20 protein-coding genes and 1 tRNA gene are annotated in these 23,037 nt (G+C 70.8%); 11 read left to right on the top strand and 10 right to left on the bottom strand.

Annotation, left to right across the window (positions count from 1 at the left end):
• The first annotated feature begins 131 nt into the window (after positions 1-131).
• Entirely contained in the window at positions 132-839 is a 708-nt protein-coding gene (locus ACZ499_RS03710) for a 50S ribosomal protein L11 methyltransferase (protein ID WP_468671854.1), read from the top strand.
• Between the two features lie 8 nt (positions 840-847).
• Complete coding sequence (pabB, locus tag ACZ499_RS03705; RefSeq protein ID WP_468672094.1) at positions 848-2,938, top strand: aminodeoxychorismate synthase component I; 2,091 nt, start codon at positions 848-850, stop codon at positions 2,936-2,938.
• Here the strand turns inward: pabB and ACZ499_RS03700 are convergent.
• The 5 genes from ACZ499_RS03700 to ACZ499_RS03680 all read right to left on the bottom strand — a co-directional run bounded on the left by ACZ499_RS03700 (position 2,935) and on the right by ACZ499_RS03680 (position 8,277).
• A complete protein-coding gene (locus ACZ499_RS03700; protein WP_468671852.1) occupies positions 2,935-4,446 on the bottom strand; it encodes an FAD/NAD(P)-binding protein in 1,512 nt (503 codons plus the stop codon). The genes pabB and ACZ499_RS03700 overlap by 4 nt on opposite strands.
• Before the next feature lie 33 nt (positions 4,447-4,479).
• Entirely contained in the window at positions 4,480-5,862 is a 1,383-nt protein-coding gene (locus ACZ499_RS03695) for an FAD-binding oxidoreductase (RefSeq protein ID WP_468671849.1), read from the bottom strand.
• A 12-nt stretch (positions 5,863-5,874) separates the two neighbouring features.
• Positions 5,875-6,708 (bottom strand): PhzF family phenazine biosynthesis protein, encoded by an 834-nt coding sequence (locus ACZ499_RS03690; protein WP_468671847.1) that lies wholly within the window; start codon positions 6,706-6,708, stop codon positions 5,875-5,877.
• Positions 6,708-7,196: a PhzA/PhzB family protein gene (locus ACZ499_RS03685; RefSeq protein ID WP_385540216.1), complete on the bottom strand. Its 489-nt coding sequence runs from the start codon at positions 7,194-7,196 to the stop codon at positions 6,708-6,710. The genes ACZ499_RS03690 and ACZ499_RS03685 overlap by 1 nt, the downstream gene beginning before the upstream one ends.
• Before the next feature lie 187 nt (positions 7,197-7,383).
• The gene (locus ACZ499_RS03680) at positions 7,384-8,277 is read right to left on the bottom strand and encodes a LysR family transcriptional regulator (protein ID WP_468671845.1); all 894 of its coding nucleotides are present in this window, start codon (positions 8,275-8,277) and stop codon (positions 7,384-7,386) included.
• 138 nt (positions 8,278-8,415) lie between these two features.
• Here ACZ499_RS03680 and ACZ499_RS03675 point away from each other — a divergent pair, with 138 nt between their 5' ends.
• From ACZ499_RS03675 to ACZ499_RS03665, 3 genes are all read left to right on the top strand, one after another.
• A complete protein-coding gene (locus ACZ499_RS03675) occupies positions 8,416-8,799 on the top strand; it encodes a nuclear transport factor 2 family protein (RefSeq protein ID WP_371653242.1) in 384 nt (127 codons plus the stop codon).
• Between the two features lie 173 nt (positions 8,800-8,972).
• Complete coding sequence (locus ACZ499_RS03670; RefSeq protein ID WP_468671843.1) at positions 8,973-10,571, top strand: DHA2 family efflux MFS transporter permease subunit; 1,599 nt, start codon at positions 8,973-8,975, stop codon at positions 10,569-10,571.
• 212 nt (positions 10,572-10,783) lie between these two features.
• Positions 10,784-10,856, top strand: a tRNA-Arg gene (locus ACZ499_RS03665).
• 397 nt (positions 10,857-11,253) lie between these two features.
• Here the strand turns inward: ACZ499_RS03665 and ACZ499_RS03660 are convergent.
• Both ACZ499_RS03660 and ACZ499_RS03655 read right to left on the bottom strand, forming a co-directional pair.
• The gene (locus ACZ499_RS03660) at positions 11,254-11,535 is read right to left on the bottom strand and encodes an SHOCT domain-containing protein (RefSeq protein ID WP_468671840.1); all 282 of its coding nucleotides are present in this window, start codon (positions 11,533-11,535) and stop codon (positions 11,254-11,256) included.
• 28 nt (positions 11,536-11,563) lie between these two features.
• The gene (locus ACZ499_RS03655; protein ID WP_468671838.1) at positions 11,564-12,028 is read right to left on the bottom strand and encodes a DUF6325 family protein; all 465 of its coding nucleotides are present in this window, start codon (positions 12,026-12,028) and stop codon (positions 11,564-11,566) included.
• A gap of 1,234 nt (positions 12,029-13,262) precedes the next feature.
• Here ACZ499_RS03655 and ACZ499_RS03650 point away from each other — a divergent pair.
• The 4 genes from ACZ499_RS03650 to ACZ499_RS03635 all read left to right on the top strand — a co-directional run bounded on the left by ACZ499_RS03650 (position 13,263) and on the right by ACZ499_RS03635 (position 18,685).
• A complete protein-coding gene (locus ACZ499_RS03650; protein WP_468671836.1) occupies positions 13,263-13,607 on the top strand; it encodes a carboxymuconolactone decarboxylase family protein in 345 nt (114 codons plus the stop codon).
• A 103-nt stretch (positions 13,608-13,710) separates the two neighbouring features.
• Entirely contained in the window at positions 13,711-14,130 is a 420-nt protein-coding gene (locus ACZ499_RS03645) for an SHOCT domain-containing protein (RefSeq protein WP_468671834.1), read from the top strand.
• Between the two features lie 368 nt (positions 14,131-14,498).
• The gene (locus tag ACZ499_RS03640; protein ID WP_468671832.1) at positions 14,499-15,794 is read left to right on the top strand and encodes a cation:proton antiporter; all 1,296 of its coding nucleotides are present in this window, start codon (positions 14,499-14,501) and stop codon (positions 15,792-15,794) included.
• Positions 15,795-16,423: 629 nt separating this feature from the next.
• Positions 16,424-18,685 carry an arylsulfatase gene (locus tag ACZ499_RS03635; protein ID WP_468671830.1) on the top strand — a complete coding sequence of 754 codons (2,262 nt, stop codon included), beginning with the start codon at positions 16,424-16,426 and terminating at the stop codon, positions 18,683-18,685.
• 27 nt (positions 18,686-18,712) lie between these two features.
• Here the strand turns inward: ACZ499_RS03635 and ACZ499_RS03630 are convergent, their stop codons facing one another.
• Complete coding sequence (locus tag ACZ499_RS03630; RefSeq protein WP_468671828.1) at positions 18,713-19,036, bottom strand: hypothetical protein; 324 nt, start codon at positions 19,034-19,036, stop codon at positions 18,713-18,715.
• A gap of 620 nt (positions 19,037-19,656) precedes the next feature.
• Here ACZ499_RS03630 and ACZ499_RS03625 point away from each other — a divergent pair.
• Both ACZ499_RS03625 and ACZ499_RS03620 read left to right on the top strand, forming a co-directional pair.
• On the top strand, positions 19,657-19,881 hold the full coding sequence (locus ACZ499_RS03625; protein WP_468671824.1) for a hypothetical protein: 225 nt from the start codon (positions 19,657-19,659) through the stop codon (positions 19,879-19,881).
• Between the two features lie 180 nt (positions 19,882-20,061).
• Positions 20,062-20,298 carry a hypothetical protein gene (locus ACZ499_RS03620; protein WP_468671822.1) on the top strand — a complete coding sequence of 79 codons (237 nt, stop codon included), beginning with the start codon at positions 20,062-20,064 and terminating at the stop codon, positions 20,296-20,298.
• Positions 20,299-20,339: 41 nt separating this feature from the next.
• Here the strand turns inward: ACZ499_RS03620 and ACZ499_RS03615 are convergent, their stop codons facing one another.
• Positions 20,340-21,542, bottom strand: a complete 1,203-nt coding sequence (locus ACZ499_RS03615; protein WP_468671820.1) for a GAF domain-containing protein — start codon at positions 21,540-21,542, stop codon at positions 20,340-20,342.
• A 250-nt stretch (positions 21,543-21,792) separates the two neighbouring features.
• Complete coding sequence (locus ACZ499_RS03610; RefSeq protein WP_468671818.1) at positions 21,793-22,920, bottom strand: LuxR C-terminal-related transcriptional regulator; 1,128 nt, start codon at positions 22,918-22,920, stop codon at positions 21,793-21,795.
• Positions 22,921-23,037 lie beyond the last annotated feature (117 nt).

The following is a 23,037-nucleotide window of genomic DNA, read 5'->3' as shown; positions in this document are numbered from 1 at the left end:
GCCCCCCATAGGCTCGAAACAGGGCGCAAGCCCTCATCGAACTTACGTTCCTCCGTAGGGTGGGTCAAGTTGCTGACCAGCGGAGGGCACCACCCCGAGCGGGGCCCGATGCGGAACGAATTGGGGGCGGGATGACCGAAATCAAGAACTATCTGCGATCACTGGAGCGAAGCCGTGCGGCGCTGCTGCGCGAGGACCGGCCGCGCACCTTCGCACTGGCCGGACGCGAGTGGGATCTGCTGGACGGTGTGTTCGCACCGCCGTTCTCCGCGTCGACCGGGGCGGCCATGGAGCTGCTCGGGCTCACCGGCCCGGAGCGGGCGCCCTGGCACGGCTCCCTACTGGAGGTGGGCAGCGGGACCGGGGTGATCGCCGTCTGCGCCGCGCTGGCGGGCGCCGGCCGGGTGACGGCCCTGGACATCAACGAACAGGCCGTACGCAACACGCAGATGAACGCGCACCGGCACGGTGTCGCGGACCGACTGACCGCCGTGCACAGCGACCTGTTCGACGCGCTCGGGGCCGACGAACGCTACGACACCGTCTACTGGCACTCCAACTTCGTGCTCGCCCCGCCCACGTACCGCCACGAGACGGTCCACGAGCAGGCCTATGTGGACCCGGGCTACCGTGCCCACCGTCGCTATCTCGCCGGAGCCCCGGCCTTCGCGGCCGACGGGGGGAGGGTGCTGCTGCACTTCAGCGACCGCGGGGACATCGACGCACTGCACGAGATCGCGGAGGAGTGCGGCCGCGCTCTCCATGTGCTGGGCAGCCGCAGCATCGGCGAGGGCGAGGAGACGGTCGAGCACATTCTCTACGAAATAACAGCGCCATGAAGCGAGTTGTGCGCACCCTGCTAATCGACAACTATGACTCTTTCACCTTCAATCTTTACCACTCGCTCGCCCGGGCGGGCGGCGCGGAACCGGTGGTAATCCGCAATGACGATCCGGCGTGGGATTCGGCGCGGCTCTCGGAATTCGACAATGTGGTGCTTTCCCCGGGGCCCGGACACCCCGGTCGCGCGGCCGACTTCGGCATTTGCCGGGACATCGTCGAACGCACGGAGATTCCGCTTCTCGGGATCTGCCTCGGCCACCAGGGAACGGCGCTGCTGCACGGCGCCACGGTAGGCCTTGCCCCCGAGCCGCGCCACGGCCGCACCTCTCCCGTACTGCACACGGGAGAGGACCTGTTCAGGGGTGTCCCCTCGCCCTTCGACGCGGTGCGCTACCACTCGCTGACCGTGACCGGCCTTCCGGACGCGATGGAGGCGGTGGCCTGGACGGCGGACGGCGTCCTGATGGGCCACCGCCACCGGCACCGGCCGCTGTGGGGGCTCCAGTTCCACCCGGAGTCGGTCCTGACCGAGTACGGCGATGAACTCCTGGCGAATTTCACGGAGTTGACGAGGGAGTGGCACCGCGTGCGGGGCACGGCAGCGCCCCGCGGCGCCCTGCCGCGTACCGCGGAAGCCACGAGTGCGGCGGAGCCGGACGAGGCCGCGCCGCGCAAACTGCGTGTCCTGGAAGAGCGGCTGCGCACCCGCTGGAGCGACGAGGCCGCGTTCCACCGGGTGTTCGGCCGCAGCGCCAACGCCTTCTGGCTGGACAGCAGTCGGCCCGACGGCGACGCGGGTCGCTTCTCCGTCCTGGGCGACGCGGCGGGCCCGCTCGCCCGGGTGGCCCGCGCCGACGCGCACGGCGGCACCGTCACAATGGAGTGCGCGGCGGGACGGCGGACCGTGACCGCCGACTTCCTGGACTGGCTGGATCAGGACCTGAGGGGCATTCGCGCCGAACTCCCCGACCTGCCCTTCGACTTCGCCCTGGGCTGGGTCGGCTATCTCGGCTACGAGCTGAAGGCGCAGTGCGGCGGCGAGGCCGTCCACCGCTCCGAGGACCCCGACGCCGCCCTGGTCTTCGCCGACCGCGCGGTGGTCCTCGACCACCTCACCGGCCTCACCCACCTCCTCGCGCTCGCCGAGGACGGGGACGAGGACGCGGCCCACGCCTGGCTGCGCGCCACGGCGCAGGAGCTGGAGTCGGTGGCGGGCGAGGAACTGGCCGAACCCGACGCCCCGGCCGCGCGCTCCACCATCCGGCTGCGGCACGGCCGGGACGCCTATCTGCACCTCATCGACGCCTGCCAGGAGGAGATCGCGGCGGGCGAGACCTACGAGGTCTGTCTGACGAACCAGGCGGAGGCCGCGTTCGAGGGCGACCCGTGGGAGGCGTACCGGCTGCTGCGCCGCGTCAGCCCGGCCCCGTACGGCGCACTGCTGCGGTTCGGGCGGCTCGCTGTGCTCAGCACCTCGCCCGAGCGGTTCCTGCGGGTGGACGCGGACGGCACGGCGACCTCCAAGCCCATCAAGGGCACCCGGCCGCGCGGGGCGACGCCCGGGCAGGACGCGGCGATCGTGGCGCAGCTGCGCGCGGACGAGAAGGACCGGGCGGAGAACCTGATGATCGTGGACCTGGTCCGCAACGACCTCGGCCGCAACGCCGAGATCGGTTCGGTCGAGGTGCCGCGCCTCTTCGACGTCGAGACGTACGCCACCGTCCACCAGCTGGTGAGCACGGTACGGGCCCGGCTGCGCCCGGACCGCAGCGCGGTGGACTGTGTGCGCGCCGCGTTCCCGGCGGGCTCGATGACCGGCGCCCCCAAGATCCGGACCATGCGCCTGATCGACGGTCTGGAGGCGGGGCCCCGGGGCGTCTACTCCGGGGCCATCGGCTACTTCTCGCTCTCCGGCGCCGCCGATCTGAGCGTGGCGATCCGTACGGCGGTGATCACCCCGGGCCGGGTCCGCTACGGGGTCGGCGGGGCGATCGTCGCGCTGTCCGACGCGGAGGCCGAGTTCGAGGAGACGGCGGTCAAGTCGGCCCCGCTGCTCGCGCTGACCGGCGCGGCTTTCCCGGGCCGGCGGCCTTAGCGGGTGGCGGGCACGGCTGCCTCCGGAGTGGCGGGTGCAGGGAGCGCGGCGAGGCTCGCCGCGATCTCGTCGGCGCGCCGGGTGAAGGCGGCGACGGCGCTGACGAAGTAGTACGCGCCGCGCGTCAGTTCGCCGAGGACGAAGAGGTGCTCGTCGGCCTCTCCGGACGCGCCGAGGGCCCTGCCGGTCGCCTCGTCGACCCGGATGCCGCCGTGCGGGTGGTCGGCGAGGACACCGGAGGTACGGGCCAGCCCCAGGAGCCCGCCGGCCGACGGCGGTTCGGGCCGGTAGACCGAGGTGACCGCGTTGACCACCAGATCGGCGCGGTCGTCCCCGCCGTCTTCGCCGCCCTCGTACCGCACCAGGAAGCCCTCGCCGTCCCGCTCGACCGAGGCGACCCCGGCGCGCACCCGCAGCCGCTTCTCGTCGCACAGCTCGACCAGCTTGACCGCGGTGGACCGCGGGATGGGCGAGGCGAAGCTCCACAGCCGGGAGTGCAGGGCGCTCAGCACCTGCTCCTTGTCGCTCTCGTGCAGCGCCAGCCACAGGTCCTGGCCGATGTCGATGACCGCGCGCTGGAGCAGCTGGGTGCCGATGTCGGACGAGAGGGCGTCGTCGAGCTGGCGGCGCAGCCGCTCCTCGGCGGGGGCCGGGTCCATGAGGTCGGCGGTGATCGCCGCGAAGTCGCCGCCCGCCGCCTCGACTTCCTCCCGCGCGAGCGCCGCGATGTCCGCGAGCCGCAGCGGCCTGGGCAGCGCCGCGAGCCGCTCGGCGGTCAGCACGGCCGGCCGCACGGGCGCGGCCCTGCGGCGCACCGAGGGCAGCAGTCCGGACCGGGAGGCCAGGGTGACGCGCCCCCGGTGGCCGAAGGCGCGCAGGGCCATCAGCACATCGGTGGCGATCATGCCGGAGCCGATGACCGCGATCTCGGCGTCCTGCGGGACCCCGGCCAGCGCATCCCGCAGGGGGTACGGGTCGTCGATGTAGCCGGGGGTGCCGCGTAGCCCGTACGCGTCGTCGTCGGCGCGGCCGCCGACGCACAGCACCGCGTGGTCCACCCGCACGCTTCCGCTCGCGTGACGGATGACGACGCCGTCCCCGTCGCGCTCGACGCCGGTGGCCGTCTGCTCGACCGAGCGCACGCTCCACCCGGCCGCGCGCAGCCTCTCCAGGGCCTCCTCGACCCCGTCCTCCAGGTAGTCCCCGTAGACCGGCCGGGACAGGAAGCGGTGCACACCGCGCTCGTCCGGGTGCACGGCCAGGCCCCTGGCCTCGGCCCATCGCACGCCGTGCTCCGGGTCGTTGAGGTACAGGGACATGCCGATCATCGGCCCGTTGGCGAGGACCGCCTCGGTGTCGCGCTGGTAGGCACGGCCGCGCCAGCGGCCCTCGGGCCGGTCGACGAGGACCAGCTCGCCCGGCCCGGTGAACTGCTCGGCCCGGGCGGCGAGCGCGGCCACCAGAGTCGCCCCCACGGTTCCGCATCCGATCACGCCGATGCTGGGCATGTGGTGCTCCTTTCCTGAAGCGGGGTCACGGGTTCAGCGGGCGCCGGCCGGAGCCGGGGGGATGTTGTGGTAGCCGCGGAACACGTTCCCGGGGTCGTACACGGCCTTCAGCGCGGTCAGCCGCTCGTAGTCCGCCTCGTCGTAGCAGGCCCTCAGCTGCCCGGCCGTGACGGGGCCGCCGAGCAGGAAGTTCGGCGCGACACCGAGGACCCGGTCGCCGAGGAGGGCGTAGACCCGCTCGTGTCCGGCCCGCTCGGCGGCGGCCGCGGCATCCCCCGCCCCGGGGGCGATACGGCTCAGGACCCGCACCATGAAGCGGGCGTCGCGATGGCCGACCGACGAGGGCACGGCGGGCCGGCGGGCGAGGGCGCCGCCCATGTGGTTGATCTGGACGACGCAGTTCATGCCGGAGCCCGGCCCGGTCAGCTCCAGGATGCGCCCGGCCGTCACCACGTCGAGGCTGTCCAGCAGGACGTTGGTGCCGTAGTACGCCATCGGGGTCGGCGGGTCGCGGTAGATGGAGTCCGAGTCGGTGTACGGCATCTCCGTGAGCGTGTCGAGCACGCAGGGGCCGATGGAGCGCAGCGGCGCGACCGCCGCCGCGCCGTCGGACGCGCTGCCGGTGTGGGCGATCCGGATGTGCGCGGTGTACCGGCCTCGTACGGGCACGGGCACCGCGGGCTTGTCCGGGAAGGGCACCAGACCGATCGAGGAGGTCATCTCCTCGCCCTGGCTCTCCGTCCACTCCAGCCAGGTGCGCAGGGCGTCGGGCACGTACTGCTCGGCGAAGTACAGTCCGCCGCCGTAGATCCGGGGCTGGCGGACCAGCTCCAGGTCCAGCGAGGTGACGACGCCGAAGTTGCCGCCGGCCCCGCGCAGCGCCCAGAACAGATCCGGGTCGCTTCCCGAGGTGACGTGCCGGAGCTCGCCGTCGGCGGTGACGATCTCGGCCGCGGTGATCCGGTCGGCGGCGAAGCCGTGGGTGCGGGCCAGCAGGCCGATGCCGCCCTCGACCGTGTAGCCGACCGCGCCGACGCCGAGCGTGCTGCCGGACAGCGGCGCGAGCCCGTGCAGCGCCGCCTCCCGGATCACGTCGCCCCAGGGGGTCCCCGCCTGGATCCGGGCGATGCGGCTGTCCGGGTCGACCTGGACGCCGCGCATCCGTGCGGTGGTCACCAGGACGCCGCCGGTGCGGTCGCCGGGCAGGCCGTGGCCGGTGGACTGCACCGCGAGGGGCAGACCGCGCCCGGCGGCCAGCCGGACGGCGGCGCGGACGTCGTCCGGCCCCGTCGCGCCGACCACGACGTCCGGCCGCTGGCCGAACCCGAGCTGATAGGCGGCGACTTCGTCGTCGTAACCCGCCGACTCCTGGCCGAGGACCGGACCTTCGCTCGCGATGTCCGCGGGCACGCTCACTGGACAGCCTCTCTACACATAGATCGTGCCGCGGGCGAGGACCGCACCGTGACCGCCGACGTGCACCGCGCCGACCCGGTCGCCCTCGCCCTCGGCGTTCGCGTACATGGGGGACGGCCGGCCCATCTCGACGCCCTGGAGGATCTCCAGGTCCTGGCCGTAGGCGGCGAGGCCGTGGCGCGCCAGGTGGATCGCCATCGGCCCGGCCGCGGAGCCGGTCGCCGCGTCCTCGACGACGCCGTACGCCGGGGAGAACATCCGGGACCGCCAGTGCGTGCCGGAGCCCGCGAAGCAGTAGGCCGACATGTCGGGGAAGGCGCGCAGCGCGTTGTGGTCCGGGGTCAGGGCGGAGAGCGCCTCGACGCTCTCCAGGCCGACCAACACATGCCGGGGCCCGTTCCGATAGGCCTCGACGGGCGTGACCGACGCCTCCAGGCCGAGCGCCGCGAGCAGTTCCTCCGTGTGCTCGTACGGCTCCCAGACAGGGGTGGGCTGGAGCATCCGTACGGAGGTGGCGTCGTCGTCGTGGACCAGCTCGAAGGGGATGGCGCCCATGGCGGTCTCAAGCAGCAGCCGCTCCGCCTTGCGCGGGCGCCCGATGGCGACCGCCGTGCCCAGGATCGGATGCCCGGCGAACGGAAGCTCGTTGACCGGCGTGAAGATCCGGATGCGTGCGTCGCCGCCCTGCTCGGCCGGGAGCACGAAGGTGCACTCGGAGAGGTTCATCTCCTTGGCGATCCGCTGCATCGCCTCGGCCGGAAGGTCCCCGGCGTCGAAGAACACGGCCACCGGATTGCCTTCGAGCGGGGTACGCGAGAAGGCGTCCACCACCGTGTACTCATGCATCAGGTGGGGATTCCTTCGCGCTTCACCGACGGAACCGGGATTCCCAGGGCGCGCAGCTGCTGGTTCGGGTTCATGAACTCCCGCTCCAGCTTGATCTTCCCGTTCTCGAACTCGAAGGAATGGAGGAAGTGGTTGCGGTAGTACCCCTCGGGGTAACCCGGAAAAAGGATCTTTCCTTCGCCGTCGCACTCCACCCAGAACCGGTTCGGGTCCTGCGTCTCGAAGATCTCGACATTGGTCCACACCCAGTCCGGGAAGCACTTCAGCGACCACACCGCGTGCTCGCCGAGGGTGTCGCGGCCGCGGATGGCGATGGGCTCGCCGGTGTCGGTGGTCCACAGGCCGCCGACGCCGTCCTCGGTGAACAGCAGATGGCGCTTCAGCCGGTCCTCACCGCGGCAGTTCATGTACTGCTCGACGATGGCGCGGTTGTTCCTGCGGAGCTCCGCGTCGTCCTGGAACGCCTGCGGCTGGGTGGTCTCCGACATCGCTCGTCCTCCAAGTGCTGCGTCTGCGTGTACGTGCCGGTGGCCCGGGGTCCTGTCCTGCTGCGACCCTGTTCCGGGGCCCGGCGCACTGGCAACCGAGTACCGGGGACTTTGGCAAGTACCGGCGAGAGAGCACGCGGACCTGACGGAGTCCGGCCGGCCGGTCCCGCCCGGCACCGTTCCGGTCTCAGCGCGCCTGGGGCAGCCGGGCGCGGGCGTGGGCGATGAGCGCGGCCCCGGCGGGGCTGGTCGGGCCGCCGGTGCGCCAGGCGAGGGCGAGGCTGCCGTGGATGCTCGGCCGGTCGATCTCGACGAGGTCGACCTCCGCCTCGTTGGCGCGGGCCAGCGACGCCGGGATGAGGGCCACGCCGAGGCCCCGCCCGGCGAGTTGGGCCAGGACGTGCGGGTCGGCGGCCTCGAAGGCGATGTGCGGCCGGAACCCCGCCCCCGCGCACGCCGCCTCCACGACACTGCGCAGCCCCGTCCCCTGGGTGAGGCAGATCAGGGCGCGGTCGGCGAGCTCGGCGAGGCCGACGCGCCCCCGGCCGGCCAGCGGGTCCTGGTGGCCGACGGCGGCGACCAGCGGCTCGTTGACGATGTCGTAGAGGGTGATGCCGGGCGGGCGGGTGCCGGTGCGGCCGATCACCGCGAGATCGATGCGGCCCGCGTGCAGGGCCTCCACGAGGTGCTCGGAGCTGTCCTCGGTCAGCCCGATCTCCACCCCCGAGTGCGCCTCGTGGAACGACGCGAGGAGCCCCGGCAGGTCGATGGTCTTGCCCATGGAGATGACGGTGCCGATGGTGACCCGGCCCCGTACCAGACCGCTGAGTTCGTCGACCGTCTGGCGGACCGCGGCGAGCGCGGCGAGCGCGGCCCGCGCGTGCGGCAGGACGGAGGTGCCGACCGGGGTGAGCCTGACCGTACGGCTGGAGCGGTCGAGCAGGTCGTGACCCAGCTCCCGCTCCAGTTTGCGCACTTGGGCGCTGACTCCCGGCTGGGCGACGTGCAGGGCGTCGGCCGCCTTGGTGAAGCTCGCCAGCTCGGCGACGGTGACGAAATACTCCAGCTGACGCAGCTCCATAACCGCTGATTATAGTTCGCAGAAAATGTAGATGTTGGACTTCTACATACGGACGGGCGCAGAGTGGACTCACCCGAAAAAGGGAACCACCAGAGCCGGAACGCCGACCGAGCGGCTACGTGTCGAGAGGACCGTCCGATGGCCCAACACCCCACCCAGCCGCGCGCGTTCACGTCTCCGACCACACGGGCGGTGGTCGAGGCGTTCTTCGCCCGGCAGCGCGCCGGGGACCACACGGGCCTGCTCGACCTCTTCGCGGACCGGGTCGACTTCTTCGCGCCCGGTGCCGCGAACGCCGGCGCGCTCGGCCCCGGCTCCACCCGTTCGGACATCTCCCTCTTCTTCTCGACGCTGGGCAAGGTCCTCGTACCCGACCGGGACTTCCTGGTTCTGGGCCAGGACGCGGTCGTCACCGGGTTCGCCCGCTGCGACACGAGCCTGAACCCGATCGCGATGCACTTCACGGTGGTCGGGGCGAAGATCGGCCGCTGCCACCTGACAGAGGTCAGCACGAGGCTCTGAGGTTCTGAGCTCTGTTTTCCGAGCTCCGGTCCGTGGCATTGGGCTGCGACTCCGGGCTCATGGCTCTGCCCGACACGGAGCCGCCGCACACCCCCTCCCCTGACTGGCCGTCAGTTTCCTCTCCCCCACCGCCCCGACGAGGACGGCTTCCCGGGGACGTAAAGGAGTACTCAGTGAATGCCACGACCACGGCGAGGGGCGGTCGCGACAGCCGCGCCGCCACCATCGTCATGGCCTGCGTGGGTGTGTTCGTCGCCTACCTGCCGGTCACCACGGTCTCGGTGAGCCTGCCGACGATCCAGCGCAGCCTCGGCGCCTCGACCGCCGACCTGTCCTGGGTCACCGATGCCTTCGTGCTGCCGATGGCGGCGCTGATCCTCACCGCCGGAGTCGTCGGTGACGTACACGGTCGCCGCAAGGTCTTCCAGGCCGGGCTCGCCTTCTGTGCGACAGGCGCGGCGATAGCCCTGAGCGCCGACGGTCTCGACAGCGTCGAAGTCCTGTGGGCCGGGCAGGCGTTCGCGGGGATCGGGGCCGCCGCCCTGCTGCCCGCCTCCCTCGGACTGATCAGCCACGCGGTGCCGGATCCGCGCGAGCGCTCCAAGTACGTCAGCCTGTGGACCGCGTCCCTGATGGGCGCGCTGGCCGTCGGCCCGATGATCTCCGGCCTGATCCTGGAGAACGCCGCCTGGCGCTGGATCTTCCTGGCCCCCATCCCGGCGTCGCTGCTGACCATGGCGGCGGCCGCCCGGTACGTGGCGGACTCGCGCGCCGCCGGGGCCCGCAGGCTCGACTGGCCGGGCCAGATCACGGCGGCGGTCGCGATCACGGCGCTGGTGTACGCGGTGATCGAGGGCGGCGGGGGCTCGTTCACCGAGACCCGCGTACTGGTGGCGCTGGCGTTGTCGGCGGCGTCACTGGTGGCTTTCGTCATCACTGAGCTGCGCAGCGACAGCCCCATGCTGGACCTGAAGCTGTTCCGCTCCGCCGCGTTCAGCGCCACGGCCCTGGTCGCGATGATCAGCTTCCTCGGCCTGATCGGCTTCATCTTCGTCCTCAGCCTGTACCTGGGGCAGGTGCAGCAGCTGGGCACGCTGGACGCGGGCTACCGGATGCTGATGTTCACGGTCCCCGCGATGGTGGCGGGACCGATCTTCGGCCAGATCATGCACCGGGTGTCTGCGCGGATCCTGATAACGACGGGCCTGCTGCTGGCGACAGGTTCTCTGCTCTCCCTGACGTCGATGGACGCGGACACGTCGTTCACGGCCCTGGCCTGGCGCCTGACGATCCTCGGCATCGGCTTCGGCGCGGTCTTCGCCCCGATGACGGCGACGGCGATCAACTCCGTACCGCAGCAGCTCGCGGGCATGGCGGCGGCGGGCAGCAACGCGTTCCGCCAGGTCGGGGCGGCGCTGGGCCCGGCCCTGATGAGCGCGCTGCTCACCACCAAGGTGGGCGACGCCCTGCCGGGCCACCTGTCGGACGCCGGTCTCAGCGCGGACGCGCGGCACCGGGTGACCGGCGCGGTCGACAGCGGGGGCTTCGGCGCGGTCCACGCGATCGACCTCGGCGCGGACACGCCCCGGATGCTGCACGCGTTCAGCCAGGCGTTCCTCGACGGGATCCACCTGTGCCTGACCATCTCGGCGGCGGTGATGCTGCTGGCGGCGGTGGTCAGCGCGGTCCTGCTGCGCCGCCCGCGCCCGTCGGCTGCGGCGCCGACGGCGACGCCGCAGCCTCTCCGGGAGGAGCCGGCGCTGAACCGCTGACGCGGCCGACGTATCGAAGGGGCCTGACCCCACGGCTCAGGGCCCTCCGGCGGGGCGGCGCGCTCCCGGCCTTCCTTCCCGGGAGGCGCCCACACCCCGCCCCACAGACGGCGGGCGGACCGGTACACCCCCGCACCGGCCCGCCCGCCCCCGCCGTCCCAGCGCCATCCGCTACCCTGTCCTGGGCTGCCCACCACGGGCGACCCGGACGCGCCTCCGTAGCTCAGGGGATAGAGCACCGCTCTCCTAAAGCGGGTGTCGCAGGTTCGAATCCTGCCGGGGGCACAGAGAAACACCAGGTCAGAGGCCCTTCCGTCCGGCGGACGGAAGGGCTCCTGCGCTTGCGGCACACATATGGCACACATGCCGTGCTCGCGGATGGTGGGGAGCTGTGCAGGATGCCCGCCAAGGATGAGCCGGCCCGGCGCCGGGCACGAGAAGTTGATCGACCGGCTTGAGTCGATGATGCGGGCCGCACGCAGGTCCAAGCCCTGTACGAGTCTTGGGGATACACCGAGGCCGACGAGCAACAGCCGTTCGCCGACTCCCCCGTGTACGCGGTCACGGTCAAGGACCTTCGCGGCTGAGCGCGGCGCCTTCGGCCCGCTGCCACACACCACCGGAGGAACCAGCGAAGCGGTTCCTCCGGTGGTGTGTGCAGACTTCCATCAACGGCTGGTGGTCACCCGCTGAGGATCTGACGCTTCTGGTCCTCGAACTCCGTTTCCGTCAGCACGCCCTGTGCTTTCAGTTCGCCCAGCTCCTTGAGCATGGCGATCTTGTCTTCTGTTGATGTTGATGTTGATGCTGATGCTGATGCGGCCGGAGGCTGCGCGGGTGCGGTCTGCTGTGCGTCCTGCTGAGCCCACCGGCCCGCCTGCCTCCGGGACACGCGGTTCGACACGGCCGTCGCCGTACCGGCTACGACAGCGGTGCGGGCGACGCCGCGAATGAGACCGGGCATGTCGCACCTCCTGTGATCTTCATACTGTTCACGGCCGAGTGCCGGCCGCGGCTTCCGCCGAGTCGAGTGCCGCGATGACGTCCTGTACGGGGATCCTTCCGACGGCCACCAGTCGGGCGCCGCTACGCCTCAGGGCTCGGGCGAATGGTGCGGCCCAGCGGTTCTCGTACATCGCAATGGCGGCCGTACTCCCGGGGTCGATCGCCTCACCTGCCTCTTCGATGTCGTCCTGACCGAGCAGTCCGGAAGTGGCTCCGTCGAATACGGCGAGGTTCGTGCTTCCGTCCCGGGTGAGATCCGCCATGTCGATCGCCGTGACGGAGCCGTCGGCGTCCTTGCGGACGAATGCGAGGTCGAGGATCCGGATCAGGCCCCGGTCGACCAGGTCGACGAGGTACGGAAGGGCCTCGCCGGTGGGGCTCTTGCCCGGGTACTCGACCACCAGGTAGTCGATGGGGCCCACGTCGTCGAATTCGTCGCTTTCGCTTCTCAAGGCATTTCCTCCCGATGCGGAGAACTCGGCGCCCGGCCTCGGCCGGGCGCTCCGATGCTGTGGCCGCGAGGACGAAGAGGTAAGGACCACCCCTCATCCAGTGCACCACCCGACCGGGGGATGCGCATGTTGGTCAGGGCGGCAGTTCCCCCGTACCCGAGGGCCGCCACCGGCCAGGGGTACCGCAGGCCGCGTGGCGTGGGCGGGCTGGGCACAGCTCGAACGCGTCTCCGGAAAGCGGGGCTGGAGCTACCGCTCGGAGAACTGCTCGCGGCGGCCACGGGGCGCGGGGTCCGGCTCGAAGTCGATCGCTGCTTCCCCTTCCCCGGGATGCGGGGTGGGCGGCGGACAGGACGTCCCACCGCTTGGCAATGCGCCGTCCTCACGCCCTGGTTATGGTGGCAGGAAGAGATAACGCAAAAACGCATCTCTGACCGGCTCATGGTCGGTGATGGAGCGGGTGGCGACCAAGGACCGCATCAACCGTCACCGCGGGAGCCCCCGCCCAGCGCAGGGTGGAGCCCTGCTCGCGGCCGCGAAGGCGGCTGACGAAGGTGTGTTGAACCGCCCCGCCCCAACAACTTCCTCCCTGCCAGGTGTTGGCATACGACCGCGCAATACATCCTTGGACATCCGGTATCGCCGGTCTTGGTTGTCAGACACCAGGCATGCCCTCAGGCATCACGGTCAAGCGCTCCACCAGTTCGGTGAGCCCGACGAAGACCGCGACTTCCCCACCGCGTGCCGCCTCCGAGTGTCGCCCGGACAGCCGACCGGCTGTGAGCATGCCGCGAACTCACGTCGACGCCTCGACAAGTGACACTCCAGCCGGAGCCGGCCGGCCGGCTCCGGTGTCATTCGCCCCACGTCGGGGTTGTCCCGCGCGTCGTCACTCCGCAAGCCGAAGGAAGACCCGGATGGATTCCTCTGGTGGTTCGTCGTCAGCTGCAGCAGGTCGTGACGGGCCAGGTCGTGACGGGCCGGTCGCCGGCGGTCCTGCTCCGAGCGTCGCGGAACGGGACGCGTACGAACGGCTGCGCAAGGCGGCCGGGGTGCGTCACCGGCGCCCGCGCTGTTCGACTACCGGCATCCTCGCCGCGGCCTCCGGCACAGCCGGACACCGACCGCCGGCGACCGGCCGTCATCCGCCCCGGGTGATGCAGGTCGGTATGCGTCGGGGCTCTCCAACAGACGCATGTCACCCCAACCGCCAGAACCAGGAAAGGAGCCTGAGATGGCTGAACAACCGACAGGAGCGGGCGGCGTCGCCGCCCTCGCCGAGGCGAACGCGCCTGTTTTCGAGACGCTCGTCCAGATGACGCTCGACACCTTCGAGCGGTCCGGGCTGGATCAGGAGACGTATCTGCTGGCACGCATCGCGGCTCTGGTCGCCATGGACGCCTCGCCTCCCTCGTACCTGCTCAACGTCGGCACCGCCGCGGAAGCCGGCGTGCCGCTGGAGAAGATCCAAGGAACGCTCGTGGCCATAGCCCCCGTGGTGGGCAGCGCGCGTGTCGTGTCCGCCGCCCGCGCCATCGGCGACGCCTTCGGGCTGGAACTCCCCGAAGAGGAGGGGTGACGACCGGCACGGCCGGGGCGGCGAGCCCCGGCCGGGCCCGGCAACGGCCCTTCCTCCACACGCACCGCGACCTCGGCACGGATGACACCACAGAGGAGAAGCAATGGGCAGCAATGTGAACCTGGCCTACGACTACCCGGTCCTCGGGGCCTTCTGGACGGTCATGTGGATCTTCCTGTGGGTCATGTGGGTCTTCCTTCTGTTCCGCGTCGTCGTCGACATCTTCCGCGACGACACCATGAGCGGATGGACCAAGACGGGATGGCTGGTCTTCACGATCGTCCTCCCCTTCCTCGGCGTCTTCGTCTACGTCGTCGCCCGCGGCAAGGACATGGGCAGGCGTGAACAGGAGCACGCCCGGGCCAAGTTGGAGGAGACGGAGCGCTACATCCGCGAGACCGTCGGCGCAACCGGACCGGCCAGCGAGGTGGCCCAGCTCGCCAAGCTCTCGGAGATCCGGGCGCGCGGCGACATCTCCGAAGAGGAGTTCCGCCGGGCCAAGGAGAAGGTCCTCCATACCTGATCGGGGGCTGCGAGCGGCCCATCGGACGATTTCGCCGGTCGGCTCGCAGGTCGGGTCCCTGGCAGAACCGCTCCCGTGCAGGATGCCGAGGTGCAGGCGCCCGACCACGAGGGCCGCACGTTACTTCGTGATGGGGTGATCGATGTGGGGGCGAGGGTTCATGTTCGATGTTGACGGTTCGGGCCGAGTGCGCTCGCTCGGCGTGCAGCTGGGTTCCACGGTGGTCCTGCCTGCGCGGTCCCCCCACTGCCGCCGCTACCGTCTCGCCGCGCATGGTTGCGGCGTCCCGACGGCAGCACTGGTAACCAGGACCTTGGCTGCCTCCACTACGACGGCTGCCTCCACTACGACGCGGCGGCGTGGGCTCAGTGAGTGAGAGCGCGTGGACGGAGGTGGCCGTGGCCGCCGTGACGGCGGGGTACGCCCTCTTCTCCCGACGGCTGGCCACAACCGTCCTGTCAGCGCCGATGATCTTCACCGGCGTCGGGGTGGCCATCGGCCCGATCGGGCTCGACCTGCTCAGCATGGAGCACGACGCGGGTCCCGTACTCACCCTGGTCGAAGCCGCTCTGACGCTGGTCCTGTTCACCGACGCGATGTCCGTACGCCGACGCGATCTCCGTCTCGGTGGATTCCTTCCCGGCCGCCTGCTGGGGATCGGTCTGCCGCTGACGATCGGGGCGGGCTGGCTCCTGGCCTGGCCACTGCTGCCGGGCCTGACGGTGTGGGAACTGGCCCTGCTCGGGGCCGTTCTCGCGCCGACCGATGCCGCTCTCGGCAAGACCGCGGTCTCCGATCCGCGTGTCCCCCCACTGGTGCGCGGCGGCCTGAATGTGGAATCCGGTCTCAACGACGGTATGGCGCTGCCCTTCTTCGTGCTCTTCCTCGCGGCCCTGCCCGGAACCATGGCCTCGGAGGAAGGAGCCGCCGGAGTCTTCTGGCGCGCGCTCGTGCTCAGTACCGCATGGGGCCTGGCCGTGGGAGGGCTCGGCGGATGGCTGTTGCGCTGGTCCCGGAAGAGGAACTGGACCAGTCGCGGCTGGCGGCAGACGTACGTCCTGGCCGTGGCCGCAGGCGCGTACACCCTGGCCGTCGTCACCGAGGGGAGTGGTTTCATCGCAGCCTGGGTGGCCGGCTTCGCCTTCGGCGTCTCCCTGCGGCGCAGCGCACCGGCGGACGCGTCGGCCACCGGCGGCACCACCACCGACCTCGCTGAGCATCTCGCCGAACTTCTCGCCTCCTTGAGCTTCCTGGTCTTCGGCGCCGTCCTGCTCGGGCCGACGCTGGAAGACCTCGACTGGCGGATCATCACCTATGCCGTACTGAGCCTCACGGTGATCCGGATGCTGCCCGTCGCGCTCGCCCTGGCCGGAAGCCGCCTGGCACTTCCCACGGTCGCCTACATCGGGTGGTTCGGACCGCGGGGACTCGCCTCCGTCGTCTTCGGGCTTCTCCTGGTGGAGGAACATGTCCCGGGCGTTCAGCTCCTCGGCCGGGTGATCGCGGTCACCGTCGCCCTCAGCATCCTCCTGCACGGCATGTCGGCTGTGGTCCTCGCGAGGCGGTACGGCGCATGGCACAGGAAGGCCGCCGAACGGAGACCGCATCTGCGCGAGGGCGTACTCGAGGACGGAGAAGCCGGGCACTCGTCCGCGGCACCGTAGGGCAACGGCGGGCGACGGAGGACTCATGGGCGCCGACGTCGGCAGGCACAGAAGTTCGGCGCCGGACAGGGGACGCGTTCGAGAAGGCCAAGGTCTGCGGAGCGCGGTTGGTGGGGCATGACCCTTCGGCCTTGCCGGCTGCGCGGCGGATCGGTGGCGGTGAGCCGGCGCCACGTGGACGAGGTCTTCCAGGAGGCCGGCAACTGCGATGGAAATACCGCCAAATGGCCCGCTCACTGCTCACTGGCTAGCATGGGAAGCGGAGCGGCCTCTGACACCACTCCCCACGGGCAGACCCGGCAATACCTGCCTCGGGCCCAGCCGCTCGGCCTCCGCTCGGTCTGCACCGCCGTATCCCCACACGACCCGTGACCGTTGGATGCACCGGCTCCTTGCGATGACCGGCCGCAACAGACACCCGGCGGCACATCGGACATTTTTCTCCGCAGTCAGCGACACAGCGTTCCAGTCGTCGACCTCGTACGACCGTTCCAGTCGTCGGCGTCGTACGACTGCAACGGTCGGAGGTGGTCAGGCACATGGCGACGAACGAGTACAAGCATGGGGCCGCGTTTCCCGGAGTGATCGGCCGCACGGCAGAGGAATCGACGCCCGCTTGGCCACAGCCGATGCGGGCTGTCCCGGGCACGCCGAACGTCCTGTTCATCGCGCTCGACGACACCGGATTCGGGCAACTCGGCTGTTACGGCAGCCCGATCGAAACCCCCCACATGGACGGGCTCGCCGCGAACGGACTGCTGTACAACAACATGCATACGACGGCGCTGTGCTCGCCGTCGCGTTCGTGCATCATCACCGGGCGGAACCACCACTCCAACGCGATGGCGTGTGTCACCGAATTCGCCACGGGCTATCCGGGATACCACGGCCGGATCCCCTTCGAGAACGGCTTCATCTCCGAGATGCTGGTGGAACAGGGCTACAACACCTACATGATCGGAAAGTGGCACCTGATGCCCGCGGAGGACGAGTCCGCCGCCGGTCCCTACAACCGCTGGCCGCTCGGCCGGGGCTTCGACCGGTTCTACGGCTTCCTCGGAGGCGACACCAGCCAGTGGTACCCGGACCTGGTCTACGACAACCACCAGGTGGAACCGCCCGCCACACCGGAGGAGGGCTACCACCTCACCCCGGATCTGGTGGACAAGGCCATCTCCTTCATCGCCGACGCCAAACAGGTCGCCCCGGACAAGCCGTTCTTCCTGAACTTCTGCACCGGAGCCACGCACGCGCCGCACCACGTGCCCAAGGAGTGGGCGGACCGCTACCGGGGGAAGTTCGACGAGGGCTGGGACGCCTACCGCAAGGCCACCTTCGACCGCCAGAAGCAACTGGGGGTCGTACCCGCGGACGCGCGGCTGTCCCGCCACGACCCCGACGTCCCGGAGTGGGACTCCCTGTCCCCCGACTCCCGACGCCTCGCCACGCGGATGATGGAGGTGTACGCCGGGTTCCTCAGCCACACCGACCACCACATCGGGCGGCTCCTGCAGTTCCTGAAGGACACCGGCGAGCTCGACAACACCCTCGTCATGCTCGTCTCCGACAACGGGGCCAGCGCCGAGGGCGGCGTCACCGGGACCACGAACGAGGGACAGTTCTTCAACAACGCTTCCGAGCCGATCGAGGAAAGCCTCAGGTCGATCGACGAGCTCGGTGGACCGGACACGTTCAACCACTACCCGTGGGGCTGGACCTGGGCCGGCAACACCCCCTTCAGACGGTGGAAGCGCGAAACCTACCGTGGCGGCGCAAGCGACCCGTTCGTCGTCCACTGGCCCCGGGGCATCAAGGCCCGTGGCGAGATACGCGGCCAGTACGCCCACATCATCGACATGGTGCCCACAGTGCTCGACGTACTCGGCATCGAGCCCCCGGCCACCCTCAAGGGCGTGCCCCAGTCGCCCCTCCACGGCGTCAGCTTCGCCCACACCTTCGACGACGCGACCGCGCCGACAGCGCACCGCACGCAGTACTTCGAGATGCTCGGTCACCGCGCCATCGACCACGACGGCTGGCGTGCGGTGTGTCCCTGGCCGGGTCCTTCGTTCGCCGAGGCGGACAGGCCCTTCGGAACCCCCATCACGGCACAGGAACTGGGAGAGCTGGACGCCCACCACTGGGAGCTCTACCACGTCGCCGAGGACTTCGCCGAGACCCAGGACCGCGCGGCCGACAACCGCGGCAAGCTCATCGAGATGATCTCGATGTGGTACGTGCAGGCCGGGAAGTACAACGTCCTGCCCATCGACAGCAGCGGCGTGCAGCGGGGCCTGGTGGAGCGGCCGCAGACCTCCGCACCGCGGACCGGGTACCTCTTCCGGCCCGGCACGCAGACCCTGCCCATGGCGGTCGTGCCCCGGGTGCTCAACCGCCCGTTCAGCGTCACCGCTGACGTCGAGATCCCCGCCGACGGCGCCGAAGGCGTGCTCCTCTGCCAGGGCAGCAACGTCGGGGGCTGGACCTTCTACATGAAGGGCCGCAGGCTGCACTACGCCCACAACTACCTCCGGCGCGCCCTGTACAGCGTCTCCTCGACCGAGGACGTGCCCGAAGGCCGCCACGAGCTGCGCTTCGAATTCGAACCCACCGGGGAGCCGGACTTCGCCCACGGCAAGGGCATGCCGGGCCGCGCCCAGCTCTACCTCGACCGCCGCCTGATCGGCGAGACCCAGATCCCGGTCACCACGCCGCTCATGTTCAACCCCGGCGGCATGACCTGCGGCGCCAACCCGGGCTCAGCCGTCACGGCCGACTACAGGCCGCCCTTCCGGTTCAACGGCACTCTGTACACGGTGACCGTCGACCTGTCGGGCGAGTTGATCACCGACCCCGAGAGCGAGATCCGGATGCACATGGCCCGCCAGTAGAAGCGCAGGCCCGAGGTCCGAAGCCCGTCAGACGCCGTCCCGGGGCCAGTGCAACTGGATCTCCAGCCACTGGCTCTCCTGGCGCCAGGCGTCCAGCACGGACACCAGCCGTCGGCTCAGTCCGGCCCCGGTCAGGGACCGCCACGGGCAGCCGGCCAGGAAGTCGCTCAGCACCGCGATCCGCTCGTCCTGGCGGGCGACCCGGTCTGCCCCATCGATCCGATGGGGGTCGACGGCGGCCAGCGCGCGGCGGCAGACGGCCTCGGGCGTGAGCGTCCGCCACGCATACGGGGCGAGCGCCTCGGTCACGGCAACGACCCGCTTGTCATCCTGGGCAACGAGTCTCATCATCCGAGGGCGCCTTCCACCGCGACTCCTGACCGACAGCAGCCACCACTGACCGATATGCCGCATCGCAGGTCAGCCCGTGACACACATGTGTGGCACGTCGCATAGTACGACAAAAAAGGAGAACGGCGTGCTCCTCGTCGATGGCGAGGAGGTCGACGTCAAGGGCGTCCACTTCGAGCCGGCGGCACGGATTCAGCACGCATGAGGCCGGGAAACCCCGTGAACACGCGAGAACGGTGGAGGGGTGTTTTCCCAGGCCAGACATCCCGAGGTCGGGGTTTCCGCAGGTCACAGGCCCGCCCAAGGAAAACTCCTGAAGCGGGTGCCGCAGGTTCGAATCCTGCCGGGGGCACAGTGTCTGACCAGCGCGTTCGCCCCAGTGGGGCGGGCGCGCTGTTTGTTGTAGCCATGGCAGTAACGCGGTAACGCAGTAACCGTGAATACCCCGCTCACGAAGCCGCTCGACCGCGGCCACGGCCGGAGAATCCCAGCGGATGGGCGGTTTCCTGCTGACGGCCTCGCTCGTTGAGCAAGGGCTGATCTTGTTCGGCGGTTGAGCTGTGGCAAGACGGCGTGGATCTCCGGAGCACTCTGCTTCGGCGCGAGAAGAGGAGAACTTTGTGCGTCGAATGAGCATGGCGCTTGCCCTGGCGGTGGCTGCCGGCGGGCTCGGTGTGGCGGCGGCGACCGCCCAGGCCGCCCCCGCCCCCCCTGTTCAGGGACCTCCGTTCCCCTACGCGGACTGCATCAAGGCCACGGCTCAGCACGGCTTGAGCCGGGCGTACGGCAAGTGGCACTGCGACCAGCTGGTCAAAAAGGGATGGGTCAAGCCGCCGAAGCGCTGATCGCCCTTTCGCGGGGCCACCTTCGCCGGTTGCCCCCGGGCCGCGCAGGAGCCCCAGCGCGGACAGCGGTCTCAGCGGGACTGAGGTTCCCCGGCCGACGCATCGAGCTCGCGCAGCAGCCGCACCTGGTCGAGGCAGCAGCGGGCCAGCCGCCGTGCGTGGGCGTACTGCCGTGCGAGGTTGAGCGACGAGCTGTCGGTCTCCAGTTGCCCGTACGCCTCGGTGATGCCGCGCCCCCTGGTCGGTCTGCGCAGCCTTGCCATCACCGAGGACTGGCACGCGGAGCTGTGGCTTGACGACGCCGACGCCATCGGTCTGTACATGACCGTGTGGGACACCTTGCGGGACTCAGCGGTGTACGGCTCCGAGGCCCACCGACTCATCGCCCGCGCCCGCAGCGCGCTGACCGAATCCTGAGCAGCACGCGGGCGCCGCCCGGCCCCGGCCCCGCCCCGGCCTCACGCGCAGTGGCTGTCGAAGCCCCCGACCCCCGCCGCCCCCCTCCCCACCCCCACAGCCAGCGCCACCGCCTGCGCCGCATAGGCCAGCATCCGTTCGCCCTCGGGGATGAGGGTGGTGCGGGGGCGGGCCAGGATGTGGCCCAGCCAGGTCGTGCCGGCCCAGATCGCCGCTTGCCAGGTGCCGGCGTCCAGGAGCATGGGGGTGCGGGGGGACGGGGACGGTGGGGGGAGTGGGGGCCAGGTGTCCTCGCGGCCCGCCAAGGCCCGGCCCCGGTGATCGCGAATCAGGATCTCCGCGTCGAGGAGTACGCCCACCTCCGCCGCCAGGCCCGCCACGCCCTGGCCGGAGAGGGCGAAGCCGATGATGTGGTCGCGTACCGCCTCCAGCCAGCGCTCCGTCTCGATCGTCTCCATCGCCAGCGCGCTGTGCTCCTCCAGCTTGGCCACCTCGGCGTTGTAGAGCTCCAGCCACTGGGCCTTGTCGATCGCGGCCGCCGCCAGGTCCGCCAGCGAGCCGAGGAGGGCGGCCTCGTCGGGCTCGAAGTGGCGCACGTCGCGGTGGGCCGCGTACAGCACGCCGACCGTGCCGCTCGCGTGGTGCAGCGGCAGGGCCAGTACCGAGCGGATCCCCTCGCGGGCGATCGCCGCGTCCAGGGCCGGATCGTGGTCCATACGGGTCTCGGACTGGTAGTCCGACGTCCAGAACGGGGCGCCCGTCGCCCGCACCACCGCGCCCACGCCGTGCCCGCCCGGCAGTTGCAGGCCTATGTGCAGGGATGTCGTGGCTCCTGCCGAGGCTCGTATCACCGAGTCGCCCGTACCCGTCGTCAGTAACGCCACGAACGCCATGTCCACCTGCAGCAGCGCCCTCGTACGGTGGGCCACCGTCTTCACCAGGCCGTCCACGTCGCACGACGAGGCCAGTTCGCGGGCCGTGTCCAGGAGGGCCGCCAGGTCCGCCTCGCGTCTGCGGCGGCGGTCCAGGAAGCCGTGCACCGTACGGCCCAGGCGGCCCGCCCGGTGGATGACCGCCAGTTCGTCCGCCGTCGCGCCCCGGTCGTGCGCGCGCACCAGTACCTCGTCGATGTCGTCCAATGACGCTTGCGCGGCGAGCAGTTCGAGGATCTTCAGTGCGCCCGGGTCGCCCCCTTCGCCGCCCGGCCCCCAGTGCGCCGCCGCAGCCGTCGTCCTCTTCGCCACAACAAGCCTCCCCCGGACCCGGACCCCGGACGCGTCGGCATCAGCGTTCCGCGCCCAACATATGTGCGCATTGTGTGGAGGCGGAAGGGGGAGACATGGAGATCCAGCGGGATCCGGCATTTGGTGCGCGGTCGGTGGCTGCCCGATCAGTTGGTGCCCGGTCAGTCGGTGCCCGATCAGTTGGTGCCCGGTCAGTCGGCAAGGCGCGGTCGCCCGGCCCGTGCGCGGGAGCGCCCCAGGCCTCCGCCCCTCACCCCCACACCCGCTGCTCCGACTCCTCCCCCAGCGGCGCGTAGTGCTCGGTGAACAGCTTGGCCACCAGTTCGCCGCGGCTGGACACCCGGACCTTCTCGAAGATCGCCTTCACATGGTCCCGGACGGTGTGCGGTGAGAGGAACAGTTTCCCGGCCATCTCCGCGGTGCCCAGACCGCGGGCGATGTGCTGCGTTATCTCCAGTTCGCGGTCGGTCAGTTCGTACGCCTTCACCATCAGCGGGGCGACCTCCGAGATCGACGCACGCTCGATCACCACCGCCGAAGCGCCCAGCTCGCCGTCCGCGCCGCGCAGGCAGGAGGCGTGGCAGGCCAGCCAGCGGCCGCCCTTGCTGCGCACCCGCACCCGGGCGACCCCCTTGTCCCAACCGGCCGCGATGGCACGGGCCTTGCTCGCCGTACTGTGCATCCAGGCCGGGACGGACACTCCCAGCGGGGTCGGCGTCGCGGGGCCGGGGACGATGTCGTCCAGGAGTTCGCGGGCCTCGTCGTTGACCGAAAGGAGACGGCCCGACGCGTCGAAGAGCAGCAGACCGGGGCCGGGGCCGTGGCTCGGGGTCGGCTCGGCGGACGGCTCGGTGAACCCGCGCAGGCGTCGGCCCATCGCCGCCGACAGCTCCTTGACCACCAGGGTGTCGTCCGCGCCGAACGCCGGCGCCCCCTGCGCGCGGAACAGGCTGACCTGGCCCCACGGGTGGCCGCCCACGCGCAGCACGGCGCGCAGTTCGTCGTCGAGGCCGCGCGGCGCCAGGAAGTCGCGGTAGAGCGCGCTGCGGCCGGGCAGCCCGCCGGTGGCCTCGCGCAGCCCCGCCACCGGCAGCGGGGCGCGGGCCAGATCGCGGAACAGGTTGATGTTCTCCGAGAGCAGCTCGGACTCCCAGTAGACCGAGCAGCCCTCCTCGGTGAGGTTCTCCACCCGGATCGGCGAGGTCATCATGCCCGTCACCGGGTCGGTGGCCCGCCACACCGAGGCGTCGTACGCGATGAGGCGGCGCAGCTGCTCGGAGGCGGTGGCGAACAGGGCGAGGGCGTCGGGGGCCGCGCCGATGGCCGTGAGGAGCGTGTCGATGGCGTGGGTGGTGCTCGCGTTCCTGGGCACGGTCACGGGGCCGGTACTCCTTGGCACTGCGCTGGGAATGGCGTTCGTCGGCTGCGGGCTGTCTGTGGCTGGACGCTCCCCCACGTTCCCGGCTTCGCTCGAACAGGGGGGACCCCCCATCGC

It is taken from the genome of Streptomyces sp. NPDC031265 (assembly GCF_055570295.1).
The sequence above is the reverse complement of the archived record's forward strand: the minus strand, read 5'-3'. Positions and strand labels throughout refer to the sequence as shown.